22 protein-coding genes are annotated in these 26,699 nt (G+C 37.7%); 9 read left to right on the top strand and 13 right to left on the bottom strand.

The window, feature by feature from the left end:
• Nucleotide 1: 1 nt before the first annotated feature.
• The 10 genes from PMI13_RS01465 to PMI13_RS01420 form a co-directional block, all read right to left on the bottom strand.
• Complete coding sequence (locus PMI13_RS01465; RefSeq protein WP_007839907.1) at nt 2-1,582, bottom strand: ATP-dependent DNA ligase; 1,581 nt, start codon at nt 1,580-1,582, stop codon at nt 2-4.
• Nucleotides 1,579-2,601, bottom strand: a complete 1,023-nt coding sequence (locus PMI13_RS01460) for a ligase-associated DNA damage response exonuclease (protein ID WP_007839905.1) — start codon at nt 2,599-2,601, stop codon at nt 1,579-1,581. The genes PMI13_RS01465 and PMI13_RS01460 overlap by 4 nt, the downstream gene beginning before the upstream one ends.
• 123 nt (nt 2,602-2,724) lie before the next feature.
• Entirely contained in the window at nt 2,725-3,510 is a 786-nt protein-coding gene (locus PMI13_RS01455) for a helix-turn-helix domain-containing protein (protein ID WP_007839903.1), read from the bottom strand.
• A gap of 150 nt (nt 3,511-3,660) precedes the next feature.
• The gene (locus PMI13_RS01450; protein WP_007839901.1) at nt 3,661-4,500 is read right to left on the bottom strand and encodes an SDR family NAD(P)-dependent oxidoreductase; all 840 of its coding nucleotides are present in this window, start codon (nt 4,498-4,500) and stop codon (nt 3,661-3,663) included.
• A 257-nt stretch (nt 4,501-4,757) separates the two neighbouring features.
• Complete coding sequence (locus PMI13_RS01445) at nt 4,758-5,213, bottom strand: PPC domain-containing DNA-binding protein (RefSeq protein WP_007839899.1); 456 nt, start codon at nt 5,211-5,213, stop codon at nt 4,758-4,760.
• Between the two features lie 24 nt (nt 5,214-5,237).
• The gene (locus tag PMI13_RS01440; protein WP_007839897.1) at nt 5,238-5,627 is read right to left on the bottom strand and encodes a MauE/DoxX family redox-associated membrane protein; all 390 of its coding nucleotides are present in this window, start codon (nt 5,625-5,627) and stop codon (nt 5,238-5,240) included.
• Between the two features lie 38 nt (nt 5,628-5,665).
• A complete protein-coding gene (locus tag PMI13_RS01435) occupies nt 5,666-6,511 on the bottom strand; it encodes an NAD(P)-dependent oxidoreductase (protein WP_007839896.1) in 846 nt (281 codons plus the stop codon).
• A 324-nt stretch (nt 6,512-6,835) separates the two neighbouring features.
• On the bottom strand, nt 6,836-8,047 hold the full coding sequence (locus PMI13_RS01430; RefSeq protein WP_007839894.1) for a Ca2+-dependent phosphoinositide-specific phospholipase C: 1,212 nt from the start codon (nt 8,045-8,047) through the stop codon (nt 6,836-6,838).
• Nucleotides 8,048-8,062: 15 nt separating this feature from the next.
• Entirely contained in the window at nt 8,063-10,912 is a 2,850-nt protein-coding gene (locus tag PMI13_RS01425; protein ID WP_007839893.1) for a TonB-dependent receptor, read from the bottom strand.
• Between the two features lie 162 nt (nt 10,913-11,074).
• Entirely contained in the window at nt 11,075-12,178 is a 1,104-nt protein-coding gene (locus PMI13_RS01420; RefSeq protein WP_007839891.1) for an AraC family transcriptional regulator, read from the bottom strand.
• A gap of 210 nt (nt 12,179-12,388) precedes the next feature.
• On the opposite strand from PMI13_RS01420, the gene PMI13_RS01415 reads away from it, so the two are divergent.
• Together PMI13_RS01415 and PMI13_RS01410 are read left to right on the top strand one after the other, a co-directional pair.
• On the top strand, nt 12,389-13,015 hold the full coding sequence (locus PMI13_RS01415) for a chloramphenicol acetyltransferase (RefSeq protein WP_007839890.1): 627 nt from the start codon (nt 12,389-12,391) through the stop codon (nt 13,013-13,015).
• 100 nt (nt 13,016-13,115) lie between these two features.
• On the top strand, nt 13,116-14,324 hold the full coding sequence (locus tag PMI13_RS01410; protein ID WP_238536256.1) for an MFS transporter: 1,209 nt from the start codon (nt 13,116-13,118) through the stop codon (nt 14,322-14,324).
• Nucleotides 14,325-14,365: 41 nt separating this feature from the next.
• Here the strand turns inward: PMI13_RS01410 and PMI13_RS01405 are convergent, their stop codons facing one another.
• A complete protein-coding gene (locus tag PMI13_RS01405) occupies nt 14,366-14,740 on the bottom strand; it encodes a winged helix-turn-helix transcriptional regulator (RefSeq protein ID WP_007839888.1) in 375 nt (124 codons plus the stop codon).
• A 168-nt stretch (nt 14,741-14,908) separates the two neighbouring features.
• On the opposite strand from PMI13_RS01405, the gene PMI13_RS01400 reads away from it, so the two are divergent.
• The 4 genes from PMI13_RS01400 (at nt 14,909) to PMI13_RS01385 (ending at nt 18,480) form a co-directional block, all read left to right on the top strand.
• A complete protein-coding gene (locus PMI13_RS01400; RefSeq protein WP_034669534.1) occupies nt 14,909-15,838 on the top strand; it encodes an alpha/beta hydrolase in 930 nt (309 codons plus the stop codon).
• Nucleotides 15,839-15,840: 2 nt separating this feature from the next.
• Nucleotides 15,841-17,004, top strand: coding sequence for an MFS transporter (locus PMI13_RS01395; RefSeq protein ID WP_007839886.1), 1,164 nt, complete (start codon nt 15,841-15,843; stop codon nt 17,002-17,004).
• Nucleotides 17,005-17,075: 71 nt separating this feature from the next.
• Complete coding sequence (locus PMI13_RS01390; protein ID WP_007839885.1) at nt 17,076-17,774, top strand: DsbA family oxidoreductase; 699 nt, start codon at nt 17,076-17,078, stop codon at nt 17,772-17,774.
• 184 nt (nt 17,775-17,958) lie between these two features.
• Complete coding sequence (locus PMI13_RS01385) at nt 17,959-18,480, top strand: GNAT family N-acetyltransferase (protein ID WP_007839883.1); 522 nt, start codon at nt 17,959-17,961, stop codon at nt 18,478-18,480.
• Between the two features lie 79 nt (nt 18,481-18,559).
• On the opposite strand, the gene PMI13_RS01380 is transcribed toward PMI13_RS01385, so the two are convergent.
• On the bottom strand, nt 18,560-19,960 hold the full coding sequence (locus tag PMI13_RS01380) for a serine hydrolase domain-containing protein (RefSeq protein WP_238536255.1): 1,401 nt from the start codon (nt 19,958-19,960) through the stop codon (nt 18,560-18,562).
• Between the two features lie 193 nt (nt 19,961-20,153).
• Nucleotides 20,154-21,248, bottom strand: a complete 1,095-nt coding sequence (locus tag PMI13_RS01375) for a Fe(II)-2OG oxygenase family protein (RefSeq protein ID WP_007839879.1) — start codon at nt 21,246-21,248, stop codon at nt 20,154-20,156.
• 215 nt (nt 21,249-21,463) lie between these two features.
• On the opposite strand from PMI13_RS01375, the gene PMI13_RS01370 reads away from it, so the two are divergent.
• From PMI13_RS01370 to PMI13_RS01360, 3 genes are read left to right on the top strand one after another with little or no spacing between them, the layout of a single operon-like run.
• Nucleotides 21,464-22,990: a pyridoxal phosphate-dependent decarboxylase family protein gene (locus PMI13_RS01370; RefSeq protein WP_007839878.1), complete on the top strand. Its 1,527-nt coding sequence runs from the start codon at nt 21,464-21,466 to the stop codon at nt 22,988-22,990.
• Entirely contained in the window at nt 22,962-25,403 is a 2,442-nt protein-coding gene (locus tag PMI13_RS01365; protein WP_007839877.1) for a GNAT family N-acetyltransferase, read from the top strand. The genes PMI13_RS01370 and PMI13_RS01365 overlap by 29 nt, the downstream gene beginning before the upstream one ends.
• Nucleotides 25,381-26,697, top strand: coding sequence for a lysine N(6)-hydroxylase/L-ornithine N(5)-oxygenase family protein (locus tag PMI13_RS01360; protein ID WP_007839874.1), 1,317 nt, complete (start codon nt 25,381-25,383; stop codon nt 26,695-26,697). Before PMI13_RS01365 ends, PMI13_RS01360 begins: the two co-directional genes overlap by 23 nt.
• Nucleotides 26,698-26,699 lie beyond the last annotated feature (2 nt).

Genomic DNA, 26,699 nt, shown 5'->3' with positions numbered 1-26,699 from the left:
TTTATTGTATCAGTTTTTTTATTTCTTCCAGATTATCAATCTCATCTACGGTTTTATCTTTCCTCCATCTTACAATTCTGGGGAAACGCAGGGCTACACCGCTTTTATGACGGCTGCTGAAGCCAATTCCTTCAAAAGCAATTTCAAAAACAAGTTCGGCTTTTACGGTACGCACCGTCCCGAATTTTTCAATGGCATTTTTATTGACGAAACGGCTGACTTCCATTATTTCTTTATCTGTAAGTCCTGAATATGCTTTTGCAATCGTAACCAAAGAGTCTCCGTTTTTCACGGCAAAGGTATAATCAGTGTAATAGGCGCTTCGCCTTCCGCTGCCTTTTTGGGCATAGATCAGTACGGCATCAAGTGTAAGCGGATTGATTTTCCATTTCCACCAGTCGCCTTTTTTTCTTCCGGAATGGTAAGGTGAGTTTTTTTGTTTCAGCATCAGTCCTTCACTGTTGATCTCCCGGGAGCTTTCTCTTATGGCATCGAGCTCTTCCCATTTTTTAAATTCAATAATTTTAGAAATCCTGATCTTATCAGAGGTTTGACTGAGAAGTAATTCCTCCAGCATTGCTCTTCTGGCAGAGATCGGCTTCTCCCGGAGGTCGGTTCCTTCAAGCTCGATTAAATCATACACAAAAACTTCAACCGGAATATCGGAAAGCATTTTTTTAGTGATATTTTTCCGGTTCAGTCTTTTCTGTAATTCGTTAAAATTTAAAACTTTACCTTCCTTTACTGCAAGTATTTCTCCATCCAGGACAAAATTCCCGGTCATCGCTTTTACAGTTTCTACAATTTCAGGAAACTGTCCGGTAACCAGCTCTTCTCCTCTCGACCAGATAAACACTTCATCATTTCTCCGGATGATCTGTCCACGGATTCCATCCCATTTATATTCGATCAGCCATTCATCCGGTACTCCCAATTCCTCAAGCTCTTTTTCCAGTGGATAGGCAAGGCAGAACGGATAGGGCTTTGAGTTGTCCGGATTTACATTTTCTGCTGAGATCAATTCTTTAAATGAAATCTCACCGGGTTCCCACTTACCCATCATGCTGTGCATTAAGGCACTGGTTTCCAACCCTGAATATCTGGTCAGCGCATTGATCAGGTTTTTTGACGAAACCCCGATTCTGAAGCTTCCGCCTAATAATTTATTAAAAATTAATCTTTCGATATAGTCTAAACCGTTCCAGGATTGCAGGACAAATTCTTTTTTTCCGGCTTCGGTTTTATTTTTTAAACTGATAATATCGGTCATCCAGTGTGAAAGGGAACGGTCAATTTTTTCTGTTGGCTGCGGCAGGATTAATGAAAGTGTTTCACCGAGATCGCCTACTGAAGAATAACTTTCCTGGAAAAGCCAGAAAGGAAGCTTTGTAATTTCCAGCGCCCATTCTTTCATCAGGTTGGTGTTCACATTTCTCTTAGGTCTTTTCCCGGTAAATAAGGCAATAAACCACACTTTATCTGTTTCCGGGGCGCGTTCCAGATAATCGATAATGGTATCAATTTTAGCATTGGTTTTATTGGTGCTTTCAAGGGCATTAATGAGTTCTGCAAAATGTTTCATGGCCCTGGATTTTCGATGATCTCTTTTTCAGCTTCTTCTTCATCTTCGCCATATAATGTTTCTATAACATCAGCTTTCATCCCGATTTCATTCAGGTATTTTGAAAAAACTTCGGTCTGGCCGTGCGTAACGTGTACAATTTCAGCTTCGGTGGCTTTTACAGCCTGTAGCAATCCGGCCCAGTCGGCATGGTCGCTCATAGGAAATCCTGCATCGGCACTCCGCCATCTTCTGGCCCCGCGAACCTGCATCCAGCCTGAGCAGATCGCTGTTGCAGCTTCAGGGATTTTCCTGATAATGCTGCTGTCTAAAAGGGCGGGTGGCACAATGACAATTTCATTCTGCAAATATTTGGTACTTTCTTTAAAATCCGGAATTTCATAATCGGGAAGTCGTATTCCCACATTTTCAAAAGCTTCATTCAGCTTTCCGATAGAGTAGTGAACGTGTATTTTTCCAAGACCTTCCACAGCTTTCATAATCCGTTGGGCTTTTCCTAAAGAATAGCCGATAAATACGGAAGTTTTTCCGTTTTCTTTATTTCTCAGCACCCAGTTTTGAAGTCTTTTATTGAGTTCTTCAATATCGAGCCAGTTGTAAATGGGAAGCCCGAAGGTACTTTCTGTGACAAATTCATTGCATTTTACCAGTTCAAAAGGAGTACTTAAACCATCATCCTGAATTTTATAATCCCCGGAGATAACGCTGCTATAACCTTTATATTCTAATTTGACCTGTGCTGATCCTATGATATGTCCTGCAGGATGTAACGAAACTTTTACTCCATTGATATTGATCACTTCATTGTATCCTATACTCTGGCACTCAATATCGACACCGATCCTCTGGTATAAAATAGGTTTTGTAAAATGATGGCAAAGGTATTTTTTCATTCCCCACCGGGCATGATCGGCATGGCCATGGGTGATAACCGCCATTTCAACAGGCCGCCAAGGATCAATATAAAATTTTCCCTGTGGACAATAGATTCCTTTTTTTGTGAATGTAATTAGTTTCAATGGTGTGATCTGGTTTATATTTTATGATTCAAAAATCTAACCAAAATCTTAAAAATGGGTGAGTTAATCCTGTTTTTTTTCCTCTTTTAAAAAGAAAATTCCATTATCATCATCCGGAATAATTTATGAAAAGAAACTTCTGAATTCTAAAGGCGACTGACTGGTTTTCTGTTTAAACAGTTTACTGAATGACTGCGGATGCTCAAATCCCAATTCATAAGCAATTTCACTGACAGATAAAGCAGTTGTGCTTAAGCGTTCTTTGGCATATTCAATGATTTTATTCTGGATATGCTGTTGGGTATTTTGCCGGGTATGGATGCGTAGCAGGCTTCCTAAATAGTTCGGGGAAATATTCATTTTTTCGGCAATGGCTTTAACAGTGGGAATCCCGTTATTAATGAATTGTTCATTTTGAAAATATCCGGAAAGAATTTCTTCAAAACGGTCTAAAATTTCATGGCTTGTTTTTTTCCTGGTGATAAACTGCCGTTCATAATACCTTTCAGCATAAATGAGAAGTAGCTCTATCTGGGCGACAATAAGTTCCTGGCTAAATTTATCAATATTAGACTGGTATTCTTTTTCTATATTCCTGAGAATATCTACAATCACATTTTCTTCTTTATCTGAAAGAAATAATGCTTCATTGACAGCATACTGGAAAAAATCATATGATTTGATCTTTTTGGCGAGAGAAGTTCCCCATAAGAAATCGGGATGAATCAGCAGCAGCCAGCCGGTAGGCTCTACTTTGACATCGGGATTGATTTCCACTTTCAAAAACTGTAATGGAGAAATAAAGGTAAGCACCCCCGAATCAAAATCGTACTGCTGCTGCCCATAATTGAATTTAGCATTGACATTCCGCTTCAATCCAACGGAATAAAAGTTCTGTATCCATTTCATTTCCCTGTCATCCACCGGATAAGAGACCTTACTGTAATCAATAAGGCTGATCAACGGATGTTCAGGATTGGGAAGATTGCAGAAACTGTGAAATTCCGCAATTGAATTAAAGCGAAGAGTCTTTTCCAGCTGTATTCATTTTATGATGATCTATAATGATGTTGAAAGCGTGTAGCTTTTCCATTCTTCAGTATCTTTTTTAAGGATACCGACTTTATTCTGAAGCATTTTATATGCATCGGTTCCTAATAACAAATGTACCGGCGGGTGTTGTTCTTTACTGACAGCGATTAAAATTTCAGCAGCTTTTTCAGGATCGTTAGGCTGATTTCCATTGATGCTGTCAAGATGTACTTTCTCGGATTCACGTGCTGTTTCGTATTCCATAATGGGTTGTCCCGGCGTTCTCACAGAACCCTGGGTAAGAAAATCTGTACGGAAATATCCAGGATAAACAACGGTTGCCTTTATTCCGAATTCCTTAATTTCTTCGGCTAATGCTTCTGTAAATCCTGCTACTGCAAATTTAGTGGAACAGTAAATTCCCCAACCTGCAAAGCCTCCTAAAAGCCCTCCAACTGACGAGATATTAAATATATTCCCGGATTTCTGCTCACGTAAATAAGGCATTACGTTTCTGATTACATTTAACGAACCGAATACATTAACGTTAAAGTTTTCTCTTGATTCTTCGTCGGAAAGCTCTTCTAAAGTTCCTATCTGTGCATACCCGGCGTTGTTTACGATAACATCCAGCTTTCCAAAATGGGCAATGCTTTTTTCAATGGCTTGCTTTACACTGTTGTTATCCGTTAAATTAACTTCCAATGGTAAAAACGTTTCTGATGCATTTCCGATCTCATTAATCAATGACTCTGTATTTCGGGTTGTAGCCGCCACTTTAAAACCCTCTTTCAGCAATTTTTTAATTAATATAAGTCCCAAACCTTTTGAAGCTCCTGTGACCAGCCATACTTTTTTTGTTTCCATTTTTTTAATTTTTAATATTAAATTGATGTTGCAAAGATGCCAAGGAAAAAAGTTTTCTATATAGCCAGATCCATCGGTGATGTAATCAAATCGTGAATGGAGATTTAAATGAGGAAATAAAAATGAAAGATTTCAGAGAGCCTATCGGATTGATTTTAAAATATCAAAGCTTTTTAAGAGCTTAAGAATATTAAGTTGGACTAAAGCTTTTGAATTCTTTTATAAAGTAAAACGCTAAGGCCTGTTTCTATTGATATCTATTTTTCAAAATCGTAGAAATTAATTCCTGCATCTTCATCTTTTGTTTTGCTCAGTTTTGCGTTCAAAGGATAAAAGAAAAATTCCCCGGCACCTCTGATCTTAGCATCCAGAAGGTGTCCTGCCAATGCTGTATAATCTTCTCTTCCTAAAGTAATATGCAGGTGCAGTAAGGGTTTACCATCAATTTCAGAGACATTCCCGGAAATGTTGGTTACTTCCATCTGTTCATTGAAAGTTTTGTCAACATATTTTTTTGTAGAAGGCTGAAAGAAACGTAAGGTCGCTTCACTCACAGCACCGATCCCGGTGACCTCGCCTGACTGAATGTGTTGGCTGACCACAAAATCAGTCAGAGATTCTATAATACCAGATCCGTTTTTTACACTTACGATGAAGGTATTATCAACTTTTCTGGCAGTCCAACTGTTACCTTTATAATTCTGTATTTCCATATTTTTGATTTGGTGTAATTGATTCTACGATATGATCTTCTCCATATTATATTTCAACATCAGCCAAAGTAATCCGAACATATAAAGGGAATGCAATAATTGTGCTTCAACTGCAGACCAGTTTTCAATTGAACAGCTTCCCATAATTAAAACGCTCATCAATATCAAACCTGCATACAGGGTATATTTTGTCTTAAACCCGACTAATAAAAGAATCCCTATAACAGCTTCTGCTACAGGCAAAATATAACTGAAAGGAAGAATCAAAGCGGCAGGGATTACAGATTTTTCCATTGTAGTAACCATCCATTCGCTAAAAGCTGTTAATTTCGGCAGACGCACCAGACCGTGTCCTACTAATGAGACAGCAACGGGAAGCCGTAAAAAGAAAAATATGGTTTTAAAATCTTTCATGATATGTTTTTATTTTCAAACAGTAATTGGATTCTTATTTATTTTTTAAGATAATTGATAATTCCGATCACATCATCTTCCCCAAAGCCTTCATCATGCGCTGCCTGGTAGGTTTTTATCAAAGTTTCTGACAAAGGGTAATCTGCTCCTGCATTTCTTGCCAGAAGAATATCTTTCAACATCAGGTCTAATGCGAATGCCGGCTCATAATTATCTTCAATCAGTAAAGGGGTTTTTACTTTTGTGGCACCGCTTCCGCTTGCACTTTCATTGATGATTTCCAGCATCTCTTTTCGCTCTATTCCTAGTCTGCCAGCAAATAAAACTGTTTCAGCTAGCCCCTGATAAATTGCTGACAGAAAATAATTAACTGATAGCTTGGCTGCAATTCCTTTTCCGTTTCCCCCTAAATGCCTGATGATTTTTCCTAAGTTCTGTAAATACGGTTCTGCACGCTGTACATCTTTTTCATCTCCACCGACCATGATAATTAAAGTTCCGTCGGCTGCCGGTTTTGTACTTCCGGCTACCGGTGCATCAATGAACCCAGCTTCTTTTATTTTTACGGCATTGGCCATCTCGTTAGTGGCTTCCGGAGAAATGGTGCTCATATCAATAAACAGCTTTCCACTGATATTTAAAGACAGGATTTCTTTATAAACCGTTTTCACAGCATGGTCATTGGTAAGCATGGTAAATATAATGTCACTGTTTTTAACCAATTCTCCCACACTGCTGCGTACGATTGACTTATCTTTAAAATCTTCTGCTTTTTCTTCTGTCCTGTTAAAAACCGAAAGTGTAAAGCCTGCCTTTTCTAAATTTTTCGCCATCGGGTGACCCATATTTCCTAATCCGATAAATCCTATTCTTTCTGTTTCCATTTTACTTTTATTAAATTAATCACAAAAGCTCTAAAGATGATTAAACCATTTGTTTTGAAGATAAACTTTCTAAAAATTGAAAATTTAATTTCCAGTTTCAGCTCGCAAATCCAATACAAATTTTGTCAAAAAAACATTTTATTTCTTGTAAATTTAAGATATAAAATGAAAACTGTCAACCTTTAAAACTGATACTTTTAAACTAACTGCTTTTCTGTTTCTTATGATCTGCAGATTTTAAATTTCAACAAAATAAACTTTCATATTTTATAAAAAAGTCCTGAACATTTAGATATTCAGGGCTTTTTATGGAATAGTTGATGACTATTTTTTCTGACAGTTTTCAGGGGAATTTACAGGATTGCATCTCGCAGTATCTCCACCGGGAAGGGTTACGTAATAATCGGTTCCGTAAGTATTTCCTTTTCTGAAAAAATCGGTAGAAACCACCTGAGCTCCACTGGAAAATGCTGCTTTTTCCCTGGTCCGGTCATTTACTTTAGCTTCATAGGTTTCTATGTCTGATCGTGTTCTTACAAGATAGCCTTCTTTTACCACCTTTTGGATTTCATTTTGTCTTACAATCGCGTTATCATAAAGGATGAATGCAGAATAGTCTTTTCCGGGAACAGATTCGATAAACATCATCCTTCCTTTAAGCCCCGGATGTTCCGTTAAATAAGGCGATTCGCTGTTACTGATTCCTGCACTGGAAGGTAATAAAATAAAAACAAATTTTCCTCTTGATTCATTTACTGTAGGCCAGTTGTTATGAAGTACGGCTTCATTCAGGGTATTGTATTTACCTTTAACATCATCCGGTGTAATGATTTTATTTCGTCCCAATACTGAAACAACGTTTTTATCCAGGTCATCAAATGCTTTTTTATCAAATTTCAGAACTTCCGCAGCATTTGGGAAAATGGGAAGCCCGGAATCTTTAGCCTCTATCTGGATGAAAATGGGGATATGATCCGGGTTTTTATCAGACCAGTCTTTTAAAGCCTTCAATGCTTTTTTAAAAGTTGTATAATGTGTTCTGAAATCAAGATCCGCCATGTGCAATACCTTAAACCCCGGCTTGTCTAAGTCTTCAGTGGAATAGGGCTCAAGGTCGGTTATTCCCTGTTTCTTCAAAATTTCGTAAGAAGCGGGTTTATTAAATCGGTTTCCTGTAGGATCATAGTAAACATCTATCTCAATGTTTCTCATACCGGCATTGAGCTGTTCATTGAAGTCGGGATGATTATAGTTCAGGGCTTCTGCAAAATCCAATCCGTTAGGGTGATATTCTTTAAATTTAGCTTTTTCATCGGCAGGCATGCTATCAAAAAATGAATCTTTGAATTTAGCCATAATACCGGTTGCCAGTTTAAGGACTTTTGGATCTACTGGCTTTGCATAGCTGTTGTGGGTCCCCAAAACCTGGATCTGATTGATTTTAAGATCTTTTGGATAGCCACTGAATTCTTTTTTGTTCTGGGCAACAGCCATAGCAGATAATAATCCGAATATGGATATTATTATTTTTTTCATGTTGAAATATTTAGATTAAAAGTTTAATGAAACGCCTACCTGTCCACGGAAGCCTGTATAAGAAACACTTTCTGTTCTTGCCTTTTCTCCGTGATAGAATCTGTTGGGTTCATTAAGTAAGTTGTTGAGCTCTACAAACAGTCTTATTTTTTTTGAAAATGCATAAGAAGCCGTAGCATCCAGTGTAAAGTTTTTATCAAACCACTGATAATGTTCAGGACCGGCGAGAGAACGGATGGCATTGAGATATTTTCCTTTATAATTTCCGGCAAGCCTAATCATTAGCCTATCTGTTTCATAAAAAACACTTGCATTAAAAATATGCTTCGCCTGTTTAGGTAGAGTGGTTTCAATTTTATCTACGGTTGTACCGTTCTGATATACCGGAATTTCGGTTTTTGAGTCTACAAAAGTATAGTTTCCTTCAACCCCGAAGTGCTGCAATAAACCGGGCAGTCCTGTAAAACGTTTGCTGAAATTGGCTTCCAGTCCAAACAGCCATCCCTGTTCCAGGTTACTTGGTGAAGTTTTAAGATAAGTGAGACCATTTCTTTGTTCTGTAGTCTGATCCTGGTAAATGATATTGCTGAGGCTCTTGTAAAAACTTCCTACAGAGATGATCCCGAGGTTGGAAAAATATTTTTCGAACATTACATCAAAGCTATTTGCATAAGTAGGTTTCAATCCGGCATTGCCTTCTGTGATGGTCTGGAGAGCATCATTGATCTGTAAACCGGGATTCAGGTCACTGAAATCAGGCCTTGCAAATGACCGGGTATAGGAAGCCCTGAAAATTGTATTTTCATCCAGGTTATACTTCATATTGACCATTGGTAAAAAGGCATTGTATTTATTTTCTTTTTCTACAGGCTCTGCACTTGTGGCATTTCCCTGCTGTACAACCCTGTTTCCTCTGAAATCGGTGACATTATATTCATTTCTCACTCCTCCGATAATGCTAAACTTATCCGTTAGTCTGAAATTCCCCATTACATAAGCCGAATACACATTTTCTTTTCCGGAGTAGGAAGAAGCAAGGTTGCTTGCCGTATTGGCTCCCTGAATATTTAACATTGTATTATTGGCTATAAATTCCGGAGAATAGATCTGGTCAATCTGGCTATTGGTAATCTGATTGATCAAAACATTATTATAAGGATTGTTCAGGGGATTAAGAAACCCTCCGTTGTAAGGGAAATTTTCCGTCTGCAGCTGGTTGAGATAGACAAGAGGTGCAGCTCCGGGAATTCCCAGCAGCTTTGAAGGCATCCATACATAAATGCTGGAAGTAAAATTTTTATCTTTATTGATTAATTTTCCTCCGGCTTTCAGATTGATCCTGTCATTTAGCTTATAATTGAAATTAAGCTGGGCTCTGTAATCTCTTTCGCTGTTTTTATTTCTGCTGATAATGGTTTGATATAGATAAATTTTAGTAGGGTCCATAGCACTTAAGTTATGCGGCAATACAACATCGGAAGCATCTCCGGTACCGTCCGGCGAGTCCATTGCTAAATATTTAAGCCCGTCACTTGAAAGATTTCCATAGGTCATGTCCTGTCTGAAAAGTACGATAGGATAGCCTCTTTCATCTTTACTTAGGTTTTCAGGAGAATTGAATTCAAAGCTTGATCTTGAATTGACCAAAGACCAGTCTAATTTTAATTTATCTGATAATTTATGTTCGCCACCCACGTCAAAAGAATATAGATCAGTAATATAATCTGCATGTCTGGCCTGTAACTGAACATTTTTAGTATTAAAATTAAAATAGGATTCTCTTACAGACTGCCGGTCCATATACTGGCTGTACAACCCCTTGAAATAAAGCTTATTATTTTTATTGATCTGATAATCCAGGGCTCCATTAAAGCCTAATGTCCTTCTCCGGGCAATATAGTCTCTCAATTGTAACTGATTGATTGCAAAAGATTTTACTTTATCCTTATTGTTGAAATCGTACACCATCTGGAAATTATCAATTGCCGTTTCCCGGTTCCAAATAACGGCAGAAGTGATAAATTTAAGTTTATCCGTGATTTTATTCCCGTAAACTACTGAAGCATTATAGCTGGGAGACTGGGATTGGTTGACATAGCCACCTGCCAGATTTACAGAAAATGTTTCTTTATTTACTGCTGTTTTAGTAATGAAATCTATGGATCCGCCAATAGCATCCCCATCCATATCAGGAGTCAGAGTTTTAGATAATTTTACATATTGGATCAGTTCCGAGGGGAAAATATCCATCTGTAAGCCTCTGTTGGCAAAATCTCCACTGGCACTCGGCATCCTGTTTCCATTAAGGGTAGATGAACTCCATTGGATAGGTGTTCCTCTCACGGCAGCAAATCTTCCTTCTCCCATATCCCTTTCAATCGTTACGGCAGGCAGTCTTTGAATTGCTTCAGCAGCATTTCTGTCCGGCAGTTTTCCAATCGCATCTGAAGCCAGTACATCTGAAATAGTTTCAGAGTTCTTTTTAATATTCAGTGCCCTGGCCTGTGATGGTTTATAAGCAGAAGCAATGGTAATCCCTTCAATACTTTTTACTTTTTCTCTGTTTTCCAGAACAATTACACCTACATCTGCAATTTTCAGATTTGCTGAAGGATGTATATCGATAATCTTGTCGGAATAGCCTTCATAAGTTATGGTAATAGAAGTTGAACCTTCAGGAACAGTAATGCTGAAATTCCCCTGGTTGTCTGTGAGAACAAAGATCTTGTTATCATTCGTTAAAACTTTAGCTTGCGGGAGTCTTCCCTGGGAATCTTCCACTTTTCCGCTTACCTGAATCTGGGCATAAGATTGTATGGAAGCAAAGAAAAGGGCAATAGCCAAAGTTGATGTCAGTTTTTTCATTTTTACAGGTACAGTTTGATTTGCTGCAAAACTATTCCGACTTTAATTTTGAAAAGTTCATTTATATTGAGATGAACTTATTTCTATAAAATAAACCTATAACTATTTAATTTAAAATGAATTACATTATTTTAATTATTTATTAACAGACAAGCGGTAGTATTAAATAGATTGTTCCAGTTCTTTTTCCCAAAGTATTTTTTTTCTGTAATCGTTGGGATTTATTCCTGTTTCCTGTTTGAAATATTTATAAAAAGTAGCTTTGGATCTGAATCCGCACTGGTAATAAAGTTCACTGATCTGCAAATCCGGATTTTGATTAATCTGTACAATGAATTCTTCAATTCTGTATTTATTGATGAGGTCATAAAAGGTGGTCTGAAGACCTTCGGAAATACATTGGGACAAATGATTCTTAGAGACATGGATCATATTGGAAATATCTTCCATATTTAAATCTTCCTTTGTATAGATTTTTTTGTTTTTTAGCAGCTCAATCAATTGTCTGTTCGTATTATCAATATAATCTTTGCTTAGTACAGAGGTTTTGTATTTTATATTTTTTTTCTGAACGGTTAAGGTTTCCTGAATTTCATTAATAGCTATATTTTCATTTTTATGATCTGTACCGGACAATTGCCTGTCTATTTGATTGAGCCGGATCAAAAGGGCAAACTGAATAAAAAAAGAGAACGTGTAAATGACCCTTAAAAGCTCTTTGTCTGCTAATTTTCCGAATATGCAGACTGTATATGTAATCACTGAAGCCAGAACAAAGAATAAAAATTTGATAAACAGCATCTGAAATGCATTATCCCGGTTTTTGTGCCTGATCTGCACAGTCAGGGCAGCGATCAGATAGCCACACCAGTATAAAGGATAAATTTTAAAGATCCATAGATAAAACCCGTGAAAGCTCTGAGATTCTGATCCTATAAAAAGAACAATAACATTACAGATGAATACCACAAAGAACAGAAGAAAATGAAGATAATGCTTCCAGTTAATAGGGTACTTTAGCAAACATCTGCCTGCCAAAAATAAAAGAGGGCCTTTCAGAAGCCTGAAACTTGAAGGATAGGCATCTATCAATAAAGTACTTTTATGGTCATAGTTAAAAATAAAGTATTCCCAAAGAAGGTCTAAAGTTACCGTGACAATATAAAGTATTAAAAAGAGGTTTTTCTTTGAATTTTCTTTCTTAATCAGAAAAAAAGAGAGAATGGCTTCTATAATAACGGCTAAAAAAGCCCCGGAAATTTCCATAATAAATTCATAAAATTTTATGAAAAATAATTCTTTTTCGTAAAATTTTAATAGAACATTCAATTAAGATATTGTTAAATATACTTGAAATGATCATCCAGGGTCCTGGCAAAATTCATGATAAAATTTTTATATAATTCAACTTTCTGTTACTGCAATTTTTTAAAACCGGAAAACTTCCGGAAATTTGCAAAAATAAATCAGGATAAAATGAAGATTATAGACCGGGAACAATGGAACCGAAAAGAACATTTTGATTTTTTCTCCAATATGGCAAGTCCGTACTTTGGTTTTACAGCGGAAGTAGACTGTACGGAAGCTTATCATACCGTAAAAACAAAAGGCTATTCTTTTTTTGCATACTACCTTCACAAATCCATGATTGCCATCAATTCTGTTGATGAATTAAAAACACGGATTATTGATGACCAGGTTGTTTTATATGATACCATTCATGCGGGAAGCACTATTGGCCGTGCAGACGGTACTTTTGGTTTCTCCTATATCCCTTTTTCAGAAGACTTTGAAACTTTCAATTCCGAATTACAAAAAGAAATTCAAGCAGTACAAAATTCCACCGGGATCAGAATACATAATGATGATCTGGGGAAAGATTTAATAAGACACTCCACAATCCCCTGGAATTCTTTCAGTGCTTTATTGCATCCAACGAACTTTGATAAAACAGAATCTGTTCCGAAGGTTACCTTCGGTAAATTCAGTATCCGCGACGGAAGAAAACACCTGCCTGTTTCTGTTGAAGCCCATCACGGCCTGGCTGATGGCTTTCATATAGCAAAATATCTTGAGGAATTTCAGAAGCAGCTTAACCTTTGATAATCCGGTAAAACAGTTTATTCCCCATTGATTTAATGAGTTTCATCATCATTGATTGGCAATTTGAACTCTCTCTTAATTTTACAATCCATCTTTAAATTTGAAGCAAAATCCCACCGCCATGCAGATGAACTCTTCCAACAGCATTTCCCGAACCGTAATCTGGCTGATGTCTATTATTTCAGGGCTTGTAGTAGCCAATAATTATTATAATCAGCCTCTGCTGGCTCTTATTGCTGACGATTTGCATGTTTCCGAAAGTGCAGCGAGTAAAATTTCCGTTCTTACGCAGGTAGGATATGCGCTGGGACTGCTGTTAATTGTGCCTTTAGGTGATAAATTCTTCCGTAAAAAACTAATCCTGATCGACTTGTTTCTGGTTTTCGGTTCCTTATTATGGATGACCTTTGCTGACCAGTTATGGATGCTGTATACAGCCAGCTTATTGATCGGAGCCACCTCAGTAATTCCCCAGTTGTTTGTTCCCATTGCAGCCGAACTTTCATCTGATAAGGAAAAATCTTCCAATATCGGGCTGGTAATGTCAGGGTTATTATTAGGAATCCTTTTATCCCGTTTTATCGGTGGAATAGTAGGGGATATCTGGGGCTGGAGAACCATGTTCGGCATAGCAGCAGGATTAATGATTATCGTTTGGCTGGCCATTTATAAAATGCTGCCCGAATTACAGCCCAATTTCAAAGGAACCTATCAAGAGCTGATGCGTTCCGTAGCTCACTTAGCCAGGACACAGCCTGTTTTACGGCTTGCATCATTCCGTGGAGCGATGGCTTTCGGATCAATGTGTGCATTATTTACTACATTGGTTTTTCATATGGAGAAGCCACCGTTTAATGCAGGTTCTTCCATAGTAGGAAGCTTCGGACTGGCCGGAGCTGTAGGCGCTCTGGCTGCTGCTAAAGTCGGGAAACTGCAAAAATTTATGGATCTGAACCGGATTATATTTTATTCACTGCTTATCGTGTTGGGAAGCTGGGCGTTCACCTATTTTGCAGGCGAAACCTATTGGGGATTGATTATCGGGGTTATCCTTGTTGACCTGGGCGTACAGTCGGGCCATATTATGAACCAGACCAACTACTTTTTAATAAAATCCAATGCTGTCAACAGGCTGAATACCGTTTATATGGTTTCTTACTTTATTGGCGGGTCATTGGGAACCTGGCTGGCTTCCATTGCCTGGCAATATGCTCAATGGGACGGGGTTTGCTTTGTAGGAGCAGGTTTCGGTTTATTGGCCCTGATTGCCCATCTATTATTCAGTAAAAAAGGGAATAATATTTCTTAATTATTTTCATTAAAAGGTACCTATTTATTTCGTCAGCAAAATCAATCATCAACCTCGGTACTCTGAATCATTTTACGATGCTTATGTCCCCATTTTTCAAGCTGTTTCCAGATAGGGATAAGCTCCTGTACGATTTCTGTCAATTCATAATCCACTCTTGGCGGTACCTGAGCATGTACTGTTCTTTTCACAAGACCTTCCTTTTCCATTTCTCTTAACTGGAGGGTAAGCATTCTCTCCGTAATCCCGGAAATCCGGTCACGTAGCTCACTGAAGCGTAATTTCCCGTCTTCAAGTTTACATAAGATTAGCAGTTTCCATCTTCCACCAATTTTACAGACAGCATAAGTTAAATCACATTCCGTAAGATATTGTGCATTAATACTGTTCGTTGAGTTTTCTTTCTTTTTCCCCATTACTTACAAATTTGTTAGTACCATACAATTAACCGTGTACTAGGCAAATTTAAGGCTTAAATTTAATTTTGTACTGTAAAAATAATAAACTTGAGAAAAATAATCGGAGTCATCATGATAACAGGAATTGTTTCATGTAAAAATAGTATTAACACAAAAAAAATAACAATGCAGTTAACACCGGAAATAAGTAAAGTTCTAAATCATTTAGAAAAAATAGAAGTATTTGATGGACAGGATCCTTTAGACATAAGTCGTAAAAACTACGAAACGATGACATTTCAGTTAAGTGGCAGGAAAGAAAGTATAGCTATGATTGAAGAACTCAATATTGCATCAGAAGGCCGTCAGATACCTGCCAGATTGTACAGACCTAACGGAAAAACCGTTTCAAAATCACCTGCTATTGTTTATATCCATGGGGGCTGGTTTATTTCAGGAAGTTATGAAACCCATGACGCTATTGTACGGAAACTGGCTAATGCAACGGGTGCTGATATATTATTTACAGATTATCGTCTTGCGCCTGAACATCCTTTTCCCGCAGGCCTTGATGACTGTATGGCAGCTACAAAATGGCTTTTAGATCATGCAGAATCTTTAGGCATTGATCCTCACCAGATAGGCGTGATAGGAGACAGTGCCGGAGCTGCTCTAGCTGTATCTGTAACCCAACAATTAAAAAATCAGTTAAAATTTCAGGTTCTGATTTATCCTGCTGCAGATTCTTCACTTAATACAAAATCCTGGGAAACTTATGCAAAAGGACCTGTATTGAATAAGGAATGGGGAAAACAAGCCTGGAACTGGTACATTACAGAAAAGGATCGGGAAAATCCTCTGGCAGTACCTATTCTTATAAAAGATTTTAAAAACACTCCACCTACATTGATCTTATTGGCCGAACATGATCCTTTACATGACGAAGGTGAACAATTGACACTGAATATGAAAAATGCAGGAGTTTCTGTGCAAACAAAAATGTATAAAGATATGGTTCACGGGTTTATGCATATGGGCAGTTTATTACAGGAAGCTCAATCGGCAGTAGATACAATAGCCGTTTTCACAGATAAAAATTTCAAAACCAAAAAATAAAAATGAAAAAATTCGCATATATAGGATGTTTAGGCTTTATTGCAGTAATTACCACTGAATTTGGAGTCATCGGAATTCTACCGCAAATAGCAGATCACTATAAAATAAGCATTGATAAAGCAGGGTATTTACTTAGTGCTTTTGCTTTGATCATCGCTCTTACCGGACCTTTTATGACATTGTTGACATCAGGGTTTGACCGTAAAAAAGTAATGTTTACAGCTATTTCCATTTTTCTTGTGACCGGAATTGTATCCTCTTTTTCACCTCCGTTCTGGCTGCTGATGCTGGTAAGAATTTTACCTGCATTCCTTCAGCCTGTGTATATTGCTACCGCACTTTCTGTAGCCGTATCCCAGACAGAAAAAAAATACAGAAATCAATTGATGAGTATTGTATTTAGCGGTGTTGCCATTGCTATGGTGACTACAGTTCCGTTTGCAACATGGGTTGCAAGTCTCTGGTCATGGGAATATTCATTTATGATTCAGACTATCATAAGCTTAATTGCATTAATTACAATTTACTTTCTGTTGCCTGCCATGCCTGTTAAAGAAAAAAAATCCTACGATAGCCAGCTTAAAATACTGGTTCAGCCTACATTTATAATCAGTACAGCTATGAATTTTTTCATGATTACGGCCTGGTTTTCTACCTACAGTTACTTTGCAGACTATCTGAATAAAGCCAAAGGTATGGATACTACCATGGTGAGTTATATGCTTTTCCTATTCGGGATTATTGGTGTGTTTTCCAACTGGATCGCCGGGAAAATGCTCAGTAAAAATATCATGCGTACGACTGCATTTTTTCTTTCCGGGACAATTATAATGCCTGTTTTGCTTTACTTCTCTGATGGAAATTTAATTGCAACTATTCTTAGTATAGGGATTTGGGGCTTTTTATATTCTCCAAGCTTTTTGAATGCATCCACCTATATGATTTCATCGGTTCCGGATTCTCTAGAATTTGCCAATAGTCTGGCCACTTCATTTGGAAATTTAGGGGTAACATTAGGGACAACGCTCGGAGGCTGGGTTATAGTTTCCTATGGCGTTCAGTACAATCCCTGGATTGGTTTTATCTTTGGATTACTTGCTTTTCTAATGATGGTACTAAGAAGCAGTATAGAAAGGAGACAGAAGATGACAATCTGTAAGGCCTAATAAAGTGTAATGTATTTTGTTACATTAAAAAACATCTGTAACTTTGTATTTGATAATTAAAAATCAAAACAATGAAAATAGAAATTTGGTCGGATGTCATGTGTCCGTTTTGCTATATAGGAAAAAATAATTTTGAACAGGCTTTAGAAAAGCTTCCCTTTAAAGATCAGATAGAGGTAGAGTGGAAGAGCTTCCAGCTGGATCCCACTTTAGATCCGTCAGAAACCAAAAATACCCTTACTTATTTTAAAGAGAAAAAAGGTTTTCCGGAAGCTCAGGCCAGCCAGATGATCAGCCAGGTAAAGCAGATGGGAAAAGGAGCAGGAATCGATTTTAATTTTGAAACCGCTTTAATTACCAATACATTTCCGGCACACAAGCTGCTTCACTTATCCAAAAAATATAATAAATCTTCAGAAATGGAGGAAGCATTATTTGAAGCTCATTTTGTTGAGGGTAAAAATGTCGGGGATATTGAAACTTTAACTGCTCTTGCCGGGAAACTGGGCATCGATAATGCAGAGGCCAGATTGGTACTAATGTCTGATGAGTTTGATCAGGATGTGAATCATGATATTTCCGAGGCTAAAAGCAATGGGATTTCAGGAGTTCCTTTTTTTGTCCTGAATGGCAAGTATGCTGTTTCAGGAGCTCAGCCTGTAGAAGTTTTTGAAAATGCCCTTCAGCAGACTTACAAGGAAACGGTTTCTCCGTTTAAAGATCTTTACAACGGAGAAAATTCCTGTGACGCTGACGGATGCAGTATATAAAAACAGGTGGCTTCGAGAGCCTCAGCCACCTTTGCCCCACTGATAAAAATACTAAGAAGATGGTTTAAACTCCCGAAACCATTATTGCATTTAGAATCTTATTTTATAAATTAGCGTTACAGCAAATATAAACAACAAAAGGTGGCTGAGGCTCTCGAAGCCGCCTTCCATTTAATTTAAAAGTATGACCTCAATCATCATTAATAAAGCTTCTTCTGAAGATCTTGAAACTTTACAGAGTATCGGAAAACAGACCTTTGCTGAAACCTTTTCGGCAGATAATTCGGAAGAGGCCATGAAAGAATACCTGGAAAAAAGCTTCAATACGGAGAAAATAAAAACCGAATTAAATAATCCCGATTCTTTTTTCTTTATTGCCTGGGAAGAAGACAATCCGGTAGGTTATCTGAAAGTAAATTCCGGGAAAGCACAGACGGAATTGCAGGATGAGACGTCTCTTGAAATTGAACGTATCTATGTAAAGAGCAGCCATCACAGTAAAAAAGTCGGGCAACTGCTGTATGATCAGGCCCTGGAAATCGCTCAGAATTTAAAGAAATCTTATCTCTGGCTGGGTGTATGGGAAAAAAATCTCAGAGCTTTAAACTTTTACAGGAAAAATGGTTTCATTGAATTTGATAAACACATCTTCAGATTAGGCACTGATGAACAGACAGATCTGATGATGAAAAAAGTTTTGGAATAATAGAATCAGCCCTGAAAAAAAGCCTTCTGCAGAACAGGAGGCTTTATATATAATAAGTTTTTGAAAGGAGATCAATCCATCATTCCTTTGTAAATTCCAGTTTCATCATGCTTCCCTGTCTGAAATCTATAATATGTTGTTCCAAATCAAACTCCATTCTTATATCGGCTCCGTCAAACTTAAAAATATGATTTTCATAAGCTGTTAGCTGAAATGCTTTTTGCCCTTCTGCTACCGCTTGTGCATAAAGGGAAGCATCCTGTACAAACACTTTCAGTTTCATAGGAAAATCGGATGAAGAATAAACTCCTGTGTAAGCCTGGAGCTGCTCTTTGTTGAGTTGGACAGCTTTTAGATTTTTAGTTTCAAGCTTTTCGTTATAAAGTATTTTCCGGACATCATCTGACGGAATTTTAGTTATTGGGGTCAGGTTATTCTGTAGAAAAATAAATGTTTTATCATGATCCAGATGACGCTCTATAAAACTTGCGTAACCTGCCCAGCCTCCCGAATGGCTTACTGTTTTCCCATATTTATCATTATTTTTAACAAACCATCCAAATCCGTAAGTTGTCTTTTTTCCGTTCTCCGTAATTATATCGTTAAATATTAATTTCTTATCATTATCATCCACCAGTTTGTTTGTATATAAAGCTCTGTCCCACTTAAAAAGATCTTCAAGGGTAGAATTTACCATGCCATCTCCTACAATTCCATCCAGATAATAAGAATAATATTCTTTTCCATTACTGTCCGGAAGAATTTTGTTGCCGGAATTATCTGCTTCATAGCCTAATGCATAATTGTCTATTGATTGCGGCTTGTATCGGCTTCTGTACACCAGCGTATGATCCATTCCGAGCGGTTTAAAGATATATTCGCTGAGAAAATCCCCGAAAGATTTTTTAGAAACACTCTCAATAATGCTTCCCAACAGTGCATACCCCGTATTACTGTACTCAAACTTTTGATTGGGTTTAAATTCAAGAGAGGGTTTATATTTTGCCAGTTCCTTAATAATATCATCATTCACAGCAAATTTGCTTTTGTCCCAGTTTTTTTCAAATAATTCCATATAATCAGGGAGTCCGCTGGTATGATTCAAAAGATTCCTGATGGTAATTTCATTATAAAAAGAAAGTTCCGGAATATATTTTGAGATCTTGTCATCATAATTCAGTTTTCCCTGTTTCTGCAGCAGTACAATACCCAGTGCCGTAAACTGTTTTGAAACAGAGGCCAGTTCAAATGTGGTTTTTGTATTGAGCAGCCGTCCGGTTTTTTCATCTGCTATACCATAGCTTTTTTCAAAGATAATTTTCCCTTTATCTGCAATAAGAACGTTACCATTAAATTTTTTCTGATTGTAAAGGGATGTAAAAACACTGTCCAGAAGTCTGGATTTATCCTGGGCAAAAACTCCAGTAGAAAACAACATGAAATTCAGGCAGATAGCCATTATTGTTTTTGAGCTGATCATCGTAATTAAGTTTTTTGATTTGATTCCCAAATATAGCGCAAATCCCTGATGTACCGGACATTTATCATTCCTGACAATAATTTTTTTTTAATCATCTGCATTATACAATGCCTTTAAAAAAATAAATCCTTTTCAAGCGTTCTGCTTAAAAAGGATTTATTATTAAAAATCAAATATCAGAGATCCGGATATTTTAAAGATCTTTAAAGTTTTTACCCAGATGTTCCTCTATGACAAAAAACGGATCTTCCGTAAGAGTATGACCTCTCATATCGATCAGGCTTACCTTACTCATCATCCGAAGCATGATCCTTCTTTCGCAATGGTATTCTACACCATCTATATTTCTTATTCCGGCACGGAAAGCAGACCTTCCATGAGCACATAAATGATTGTTGACCAGAATTACATCTCCCGCCTGAGGAATAAAGTCTGAATAGACAAGATGTTTTGCTTCTTCCCAGAACTTATTCAAAGCATGATGAGCCAGATCGGTCTGCTTTATATTGGGATTGAATAACTGTTCTGCAGCATCAAAACGCATAAATGGCAACTCCTGATTGCCGTACAATACCGAATCCAGAGCATCTTCTTCATCTTCCTCATTCTGCAGATTGGCATCTTTAGGAATTTTAAAGATCGGATTGAATAAAGTCCTGAATTCTTCCAACGATTCATGGGAACGGACAGAGTAAAGGGTAGACGGAACCTGCTCTTCGTTGCGGATATACATAAAGCTTAAAAAATCAGCCTGATTTTTAAGAAAAGCATCTTCCGTATGTACATATAAATCTGTTGCTGATCCTGATCCCGTCTGGGTTTCACGCATTTTTTCATCCGGAATAATTGCATGAATCAGCCCTCCGCCTTTACGCTGCGAAAAATATTGTACAGGCTTGGAAGGTAAAGCACCATGCAACAATGCACAAACAAATCCAAATAAATTGAATTTGGAATAATCAGCTGACTGCCAATTCGGTGGAGTACCCCCTATTTTGTCCTGATCAATATCCATCATACCCTTGAAAATTACGGCTCCGTACTGATCTTTAGAAAAATCACTGGCAAAAGCAGCCGCTACACTGAGGATTCTTTCGGGTAAAAAATAAGATGCTAATTGATGAACATGGGTTACAAATTCACGATTTTCAAAGCTTCCGTATTTTTTCTGGAGATGCTCTGCCGCCTCTTTAATCATTTTACGTTCGCTATCGCTGATTTCTATGGAATAAGGGAGCAGTCTTTCTTCTGTAAGACTGTCACTTTCTAAAGTTTTTAGAGAATTCATGAAAAAAAATTTTGTGTTATGATAAAATTATTATATTTGTTTTTAATTATTCTAAATAACAATAACACTGTCAAATTTATGAATTCCTAATTAAAATCCAAATAAAAAAATGAAAAATTTTAAAATTTAACGTATTGAATACGTGATAAATAACCATGAAATTAAATTAAGAATCCAAAACATTTATTTTTCCAATCATCAGTACAAATAGATATATGAATAACGAAATAATACCTCTCGGCGAGGTGATAAATAGTCCTTCACCTCACTTTTCGGGGAAATTTAATAACATTTTCCATCAGAATAATTACGATCATTATCGTTCCGCAATTAATGACACTTTAGACCTGGTAGGAAAATTTCTTCACAGAAATGACAAGCCATTCAGTGGAATAGAAGCTAAAAAAATGAAAACAATGGTTCAGCATATTGATCTGAACCGGAAACTTTCTTCTTATGAAGAACTCCTGAGCGAAGTAGATGATATCTATGTGAAGCATGCAACAGCTTTCCACCTTCCGCAATACGTTGCCCATCTTAACTGTCCGATTGTAATCCCGGCTCTCGCAGGAGAAATCCTGGTCAGTGCCATCAATTCTTCTCAGGATACTTATGATCAAAGCGCAGGCGGTACTTTTATGGAAAGAAAGCTGATCGACTGGACCGCAGAAAAACTGGGCTATAATCCTGATGAAAGCGATGGTGTCTTTACAGCAGGTGGATCACAAAGTAACTTAATGGGGCTGGTAATGATGAGAGATTGCTTCTCCCAAAAAAAATTAAATCACAATATCAAGCTGGACGGACTTCCTTCTGAAGCAGGCCGTTTCAGAATCTTCATTTCAGATAAAGCGCATTTCAGCAACCAGAAAAATGCTTCTATTATGGGACTTGGTGAAAAATCTATTGTAAAAGTTCCTACAGATAAGAGGTTCCGGATGGATATCACTCTGCTTAAAAAGTATATGAAACGTGAAATCCTGATGGGAAATATCCCGATCGGAATTATCGCTACAGCAGGAACCACAGATTTCGGAAATATTGATCCATTGGAAGACATCGCCAATATTGCGGAACAACACAATATCTGGATGCATGTAGATGCTGCTTATGGCTGTGCACTGTTGCTGAGCGACAAATACCGTCATCTCCTTAACGGAATAGAGCGTGCAGACTCAGTAACAATAGATTATCATAAATCTTTTTTCCAGCCTATCAGCAGCAGTGCATTTATTGTTAAAAATAAAAGAGAGCTGCGAATTCTGAAGCATCATGCCGATTACCTGAATCCGGAAGAAATGGATGAAGAAGAAATTCCTGCACAGATCAACAAATCCATTATCCAGAGTACAAGGAGATTTGATGCTTTGAAACTGTGGTTTACCCTGAGAATGATGGGGCAGGAGCAGCTGGCTGAATACACAGACAGGGTAATTGATCTTACCAAAGACATAGCAGAAATGATTACGGAAGATCCTCAGTTTGAACTTTTATCCGATACAGATTTAAGTGTACTGGTATTCAGATATATGAGATCTGACATTAAGGATTTGAATGCCCTTAATCAATTTATTAAAATGAAGTTGTTCTACAGCGGCGAAATCCTTGTGGCAAGTACTAAAGTTGACGGAAACCTCTACCTGAAATTCACTTTCCTCAATCCGATTACGACAACAGAAGATGTTCATCAAATTTTAAACAAAATCAAATCGCATGGAGAAGACTTTAGTACAGACAAGTAAGTTTAAAGAAAGAGCACAGTATATTACTTTCCGTATCTTATTAAACGGAATGTTGAGGGAGCTTGGAAACGGAAAATTCTACGAAGGTGTTCCAAAGTATGATAAACTGACTGCTCAGGCATTACAGAACAGTCATTATCCGCTTCACATCAGGTTTGAATTAAAACGAAGTGAAATCTTTTTATTCGCACCTATTTCTTATCGTTCTGAAAGCGCTTTTCACGACTATGGATTTCCGTTATGGATCGTTGACCATAAAAATGAAAAAGTTTATGAACCTGACATTGATAAGCTGATCCGACTGGTTTATAGAGAATTTTCAGAAAGTTTTAATGAATCCGGATTCCAAAGATTTACAGAAAGAATCCACAGCAGTATAAAAAATCTGGAACTTACCCTTGCAGCTTATGCAAAAGAAAAAAAAACATTATCTTATTCATTTTTAGAATCAGAACAGCAGCTTCCTGTGGGGCATAACCTGCATCCGTTCACGAAATCGAGAATGGGCTTTTCTAAAGAAGAACAATTTCTATTCGGACCGGAATTCAATCAGGAAATTCAGCTGGAATATTTTTTAGCAGATAAGAACTGTATTAAAGAGAGTTCTGTTTTAAAGACACCTCTAAGGGAAATCCTGGAAGATACAGCGTCATTACCCAATGGTTTTGAACAAAATCTGCTGAAAGATAGCGAAAAACTCTCCGATTTTTACTGTATTCCCTGTCATCCGTGGGAAGCTGATTACATTCTGTCAGACAAAGAATATGCTCAAATGATAAAATCGCGGAAGCTGATCTACATCGGGGCATCAGGTGAAAGTTTTTATTCGACTTCTTCAATAAGAACCCTGTACAAAGCTGATCACCCATGGATGCTGAAGTTTTCATTACATGTTCTCTTAACGGGCTCTGTGAGAATCAACAGTGAGAAAGATTTGAAAAGAGGATATGCTTCCTCTCTATGGTGGCAGAATTTTAAAGCTTCTTTTGAAAAGGAATTTACCCACTTTAAATTATTATTAGAACCGGGGGCAGTAAGCGTGTATGATAACGATAAAAATATCGACAGTCTTAATCTGCTGATCCGTGAAAATCCGTTTTTGCCGGAAGATAAAGTATTGCTGCTGGCAAGATTGTGTCAGGATGGGCCTGCTGATGACTATACTTTTATCCAACGATTTTTTAAAGATGTTTCAGACCGGTTGGGAAAAGATCAGGAAGAAGCAATAACGATATGGTTTGAAAAATACATCAAACTGTTGATTGCTCCGTTAAATCATTTGTTCAGCCGCTACGGAATGGCTCCTGAAGTTCATCAGCAGAATTTAATGATCGGGCTCGATGATCACCTTTTGCCTCAAACTGTTTTTGTAAGAGACGGGCAAGGCTATCTGCTGAAAGAAAGCACCAGAGAAGAATATCAGGACCTGATTAAAGAACATAAGGAAATTGAAGAGCTTTTCATCAGGGATGAGCGTCTCCTGGATATTATTTCCCATCATTTGCTTGTAAGTAATCTGTCAGCTCTCATCGCTTCAATAGGGAAAACAGAATGGATAAAAGAGAGAAAGCTCATCAATATCGCCTACAGGGCATTCGGGAAATTGCATGAGTCAAATCCTTCAGATATCACTTATTATGCTTTGAACAGAAGATATTGGGGTACAAAATCAAATCTTAAATCAGCTGTTCTGGATATGGATGGCGGAGCCAATGCAGCTGCACTTTCTTACGTTCAGATCCCGAATCTGTTTCATAAATATTTCTTTTCAGATCAGCTGATACAGCCTAAAGGAAGTGAAGTATTTTTCAAACGTTACTTCCCGAAAGAAGACGTTACCATCAGCATGCGCCCCATCGATCTTGAAAATGACCTTGAAATGCTGCACGAATGGTTTAACCGTGAACATGCAATTAAAATCTGGCAGATGAACTGGCCCCTCGATGAGCTTGAAACTTATTACCGCATCATGTTACCGGGTGATGAAGCCCACAGCTATATCATCCTGAGCAACGGTGAACCTTCATGTAATATTGAAATCTACTGGGCTTCAAGGGATATTGTAGGAGATTATTATGATGTTCTTCCTACTGATTACGGAACCCATCAGTTCATTGCTCCGGTGGACCCCAAAAAGAAATATGTGTCACCTTCTACCCAATCTATGGTAGACTATGTGTTTGCACAGCCTGAAGTCGGTAAAATGGTCGGTGAAGGATCTGTAGATTCATTTGCCTCCATGATGAACAAAGCCCATGTCGGGTTTAAAATCGAGAAAGTAGTCGAAATGCCTCACAAAAAAGCCAATCTCAATTTTTGTTACAGAGAATGGTACTGGGAAAAATTCCCTCAAAACAAAGAAATAAAAATCACCGCCAAAATTACAGAACATGCGCAAGGAACAAGTGTATAATTTAATTGGAATAGGAATCGGCCCTTTTAATCTGGGACTTGCCGCATTGAGTCATCCTATTGCAGAACTGAAAACCCTTTTCCTGGATCAGAGAGACGGTTTTAACTGGCACCCGGGATTGATGATCGATCATGTAACGCTGCAAACGCCGTTTCTGTGTGATTGTGTTTCGATGGCTGATCCTACCAATCCGTTAAGCCTTCTGAATTATCTTAAACAGACAGACAGGCTGTATCAGTTCTTTATCCGGGAAAACTTTTTTATTCCGAGAAAGGAGTATAACCGGTATTGTCAGTGGGTGGTGGAACAGCTTCCGCAATGCCAGTTTTCAACACAGGTGGTTGATATTGAATATGAGGACGGGCTTTACATTATCAAAGCTTATCACACAAAAACTAAAGAAACCCTGGTTTACAAAACTGAAAGACTGGTTTTAGGAACCGGAACGCAACCTTCCGTACCCTCATTTATTCCTAAAGATGATCCGCGTATTCTGCATACCGGAAATTATCTGTACCGTAAAGAAGAACTCTTATCTAAAGGTAAAAAGATAGCGATCATAGGCTCAGGGCAAAGTGCGGCAGAAGTATTTTATGATCTGCTGCAAAGCAGGGGTGGAGATACAGATCTGGGCTGGTACTCCCGTCCGGACCGTTTTTTCCCGATGGAATATTCAAAACTGACGTTGGAGCTTACTTCTCCTGATTATGTAGATTATTTCTATAGCCGGACAGAAACTACACGGAAAGAGATTTTAAGCAAACAGCAAAGTCAGTTTAAAGGAATTAATTACGATCTCATCAATGATATTTATGATTTCATTTATGATTTAAGTATTGACAATGCTGATCCTAAATTAAAAATTATCCCGAACAGCCAGCTAAACAGGGTAGATAATGCCAGCTCCGATTATCTGAATCTTGAATTTACTCAGCTGGAGCAGGATGTGCCTTACAAGCAGGAAGCTGATTACCTGATCTTAGGAACGGGATACCGCTATCATGAACCTTCATTCCTGAAAAATATACAGTCGAGGATTAAAAGAGATTCCGCCGGATTATATGATGTCAACAGGAATTATACGATAGACCTTGACGGAAACGGAATTTATGTGCTTCACGCCGAAGTACACACCCACAGTTATATTTCCACCGACCTGGGGATGGCTGCCTACCGCAATTCTTACATCATCAATGATATCCTCGGAAGAGAGCATTATAAGATCGAAAAGAAAATCGCATTCCAGGATTTCGATGTAGAAAAATACACTTTTTTACCCACCGCAAAAATCTAATA

The sequence above is a fragment of the Chryseobacterium populi genome, from assembly GCF_000282115.1.
Lineage (GTDB): Bacteria > Bacteroidota > Bacteroidia > Flavobacteriales > Weeksellaceae > Chryseobacterium > Chryseobacterium populi.
This window is presented reverse-complemented; position numbering and strand designations above follow the sequence as displayed.

What these genes read in the sequence shown, in the direction of transcription:
- PMI13_RS01425 (WP_007839893.1), bottom strand. Translation starts at nt 10,912, where the DNA reads ATGAAAAAACTGACATCAACTTTGGCTATTGCCCTTTTCTTTGCTTCC.
- PMI13_RS01415 (WP_007839890.1), top strand. Translation starts at nt 12,389, where the DNA reads ATGAAGATTATAGACCGGGAACAATGGAACCGAAAAGAACATTTTGAT.
- PMI13_RS01385 (WP_007839883.1), top strand. Translation starts at nt 17,959, where the DNA reads ATGACCTCAATCATCATTAATAAAGCTTCTTCTGAAGATCTTGAAACT.
- PMI13_RS01440 (WP_007839897.1), bottom strand. Translation starts at nt 5,627, where the DNA reads ATGAAAGATTTTAAAACCATATTTTTCTTTTTACGGCTTCCCGTTGCT.
- PMI13_RS01360 (WP_007839874.1), top strand. Translation starts at nt 25,381, where the DNA reads ATGCGCAAGGAACAAGTGTATAATTTAATTGGAATAGGAATCGGCCCT.
- PMI13_RS01445 (WP_007839899.1), bottom strand. Translation starts at nt 5,213, where the DNA reads ATGGAAATACAGAATTATAAAGGTAACAGTTGGACTGCCAGAAAAGTT.
- PMI13_RS01380 (WP_238536255.1), bottom strand. Translation starts at nt 19,960, where the DNA reads ATGATCAGCTCAAAAACAATAATGGCTATCTGCCTGAATTTCATGTTG.
- PMI13_RS01455 (WP_007839903.1), bottom strand. Translation starts at nt 3,510, where the DNA reads ATGAAATGGATACAGAACTTTTATTCCGTTGGATTGAAGCGGAATGTC.
- PMI13_RS01400 (WP_034669534.1), top strand. Translation starts at nt 14,909, where the DNA reads ATGCAGTTAACACCGGAAATAAGTAAAGTTCTAAATCATTTAGAAAAA.
- PMI13_RS01435 (WP_007839896.1), bottom strand. Translation starts at nt 6,511, where the DNA reads ATGGAAACAGAAAGAATAGGATTTATCGGATTAGGAAATATGGGTCAC.
- PMI13_RS01365 (WP_007839877.1), top strand. Translation starts at nt 22,962, where the DNA reads ATGGAGAAGACTTTAGTACAGACAAGTAAGTTTAAAGAAAGAGCACAG.
- PMI13_RS01405 (WP_007839888.1), bottom strand. Translation starts at nt 14,740, where the DNA reads ATGGGGAAAAAGAAAGAAAACTCAACGAACAGTATTAATGCACAATAT.
- PMI13_RS01420 (WP_007839891.1), bottom strand. Translation starts at nt 12,178, where the DNA reads ATGGAAATTTCCGGGGCTTTTTTAGCCGTTATTATAGAAGCCATTCTC.
- PMI13_RS01390 (WP_007839885.1), top strand. Translation starts at nt 17,076, where the DNA reads ATGAAAATAGAAATTTGGTCGGATGTCATGTGTCCGTTTTGCTATATA.
- PMI13_RS01395 (WP_007839886.1), top strand. Translation starts at nt 15,841, where the DNA reads ATGAAAAAATTCGCATATATAGGATGTTTAGGCTTTATTGCAGTAATT.
- PMI13_RS01465 (WP_007839907.1), bottom strand. Translation starts at nt 1,582, where the DNA reads ATGAAACATTTTGCAGAACTCATTAATGCCCTTGAAAGCACCAATAAA.
- PMI13_RS01370 (WP_007839878.1), top strand. Translation starts at nt 21,464, where the DNA reads ATGAATAACGAAATAATACCTCTCGGCGAGGTGATAAATAGTCCTTCA.
- PMI13_RS01375 (WP_007839879.1), bottom strand. Translation starts at nt 21,248, where the DNA reads ATGAATTCTCTAAAAACTTTAGAAAGTGACAGTCTTACAGAAGAAAGA.
- PMI13_RS01450 (WP_007839901.1), bottom strand. Translation starts at nt 4,500, where the DNA reads ATGGAAACAAAAAAAGTATGGCTGGTCACAGGAGCTTCAAAAGGTTTG.
- PMI13_RS01430 (WP_007839894.1), bottom strand. Translation starts at nt 8,047, where the DNA reads ATGAAAAAAATAATAATATCCATATTCGGATTATTATCTGCTATGGCT.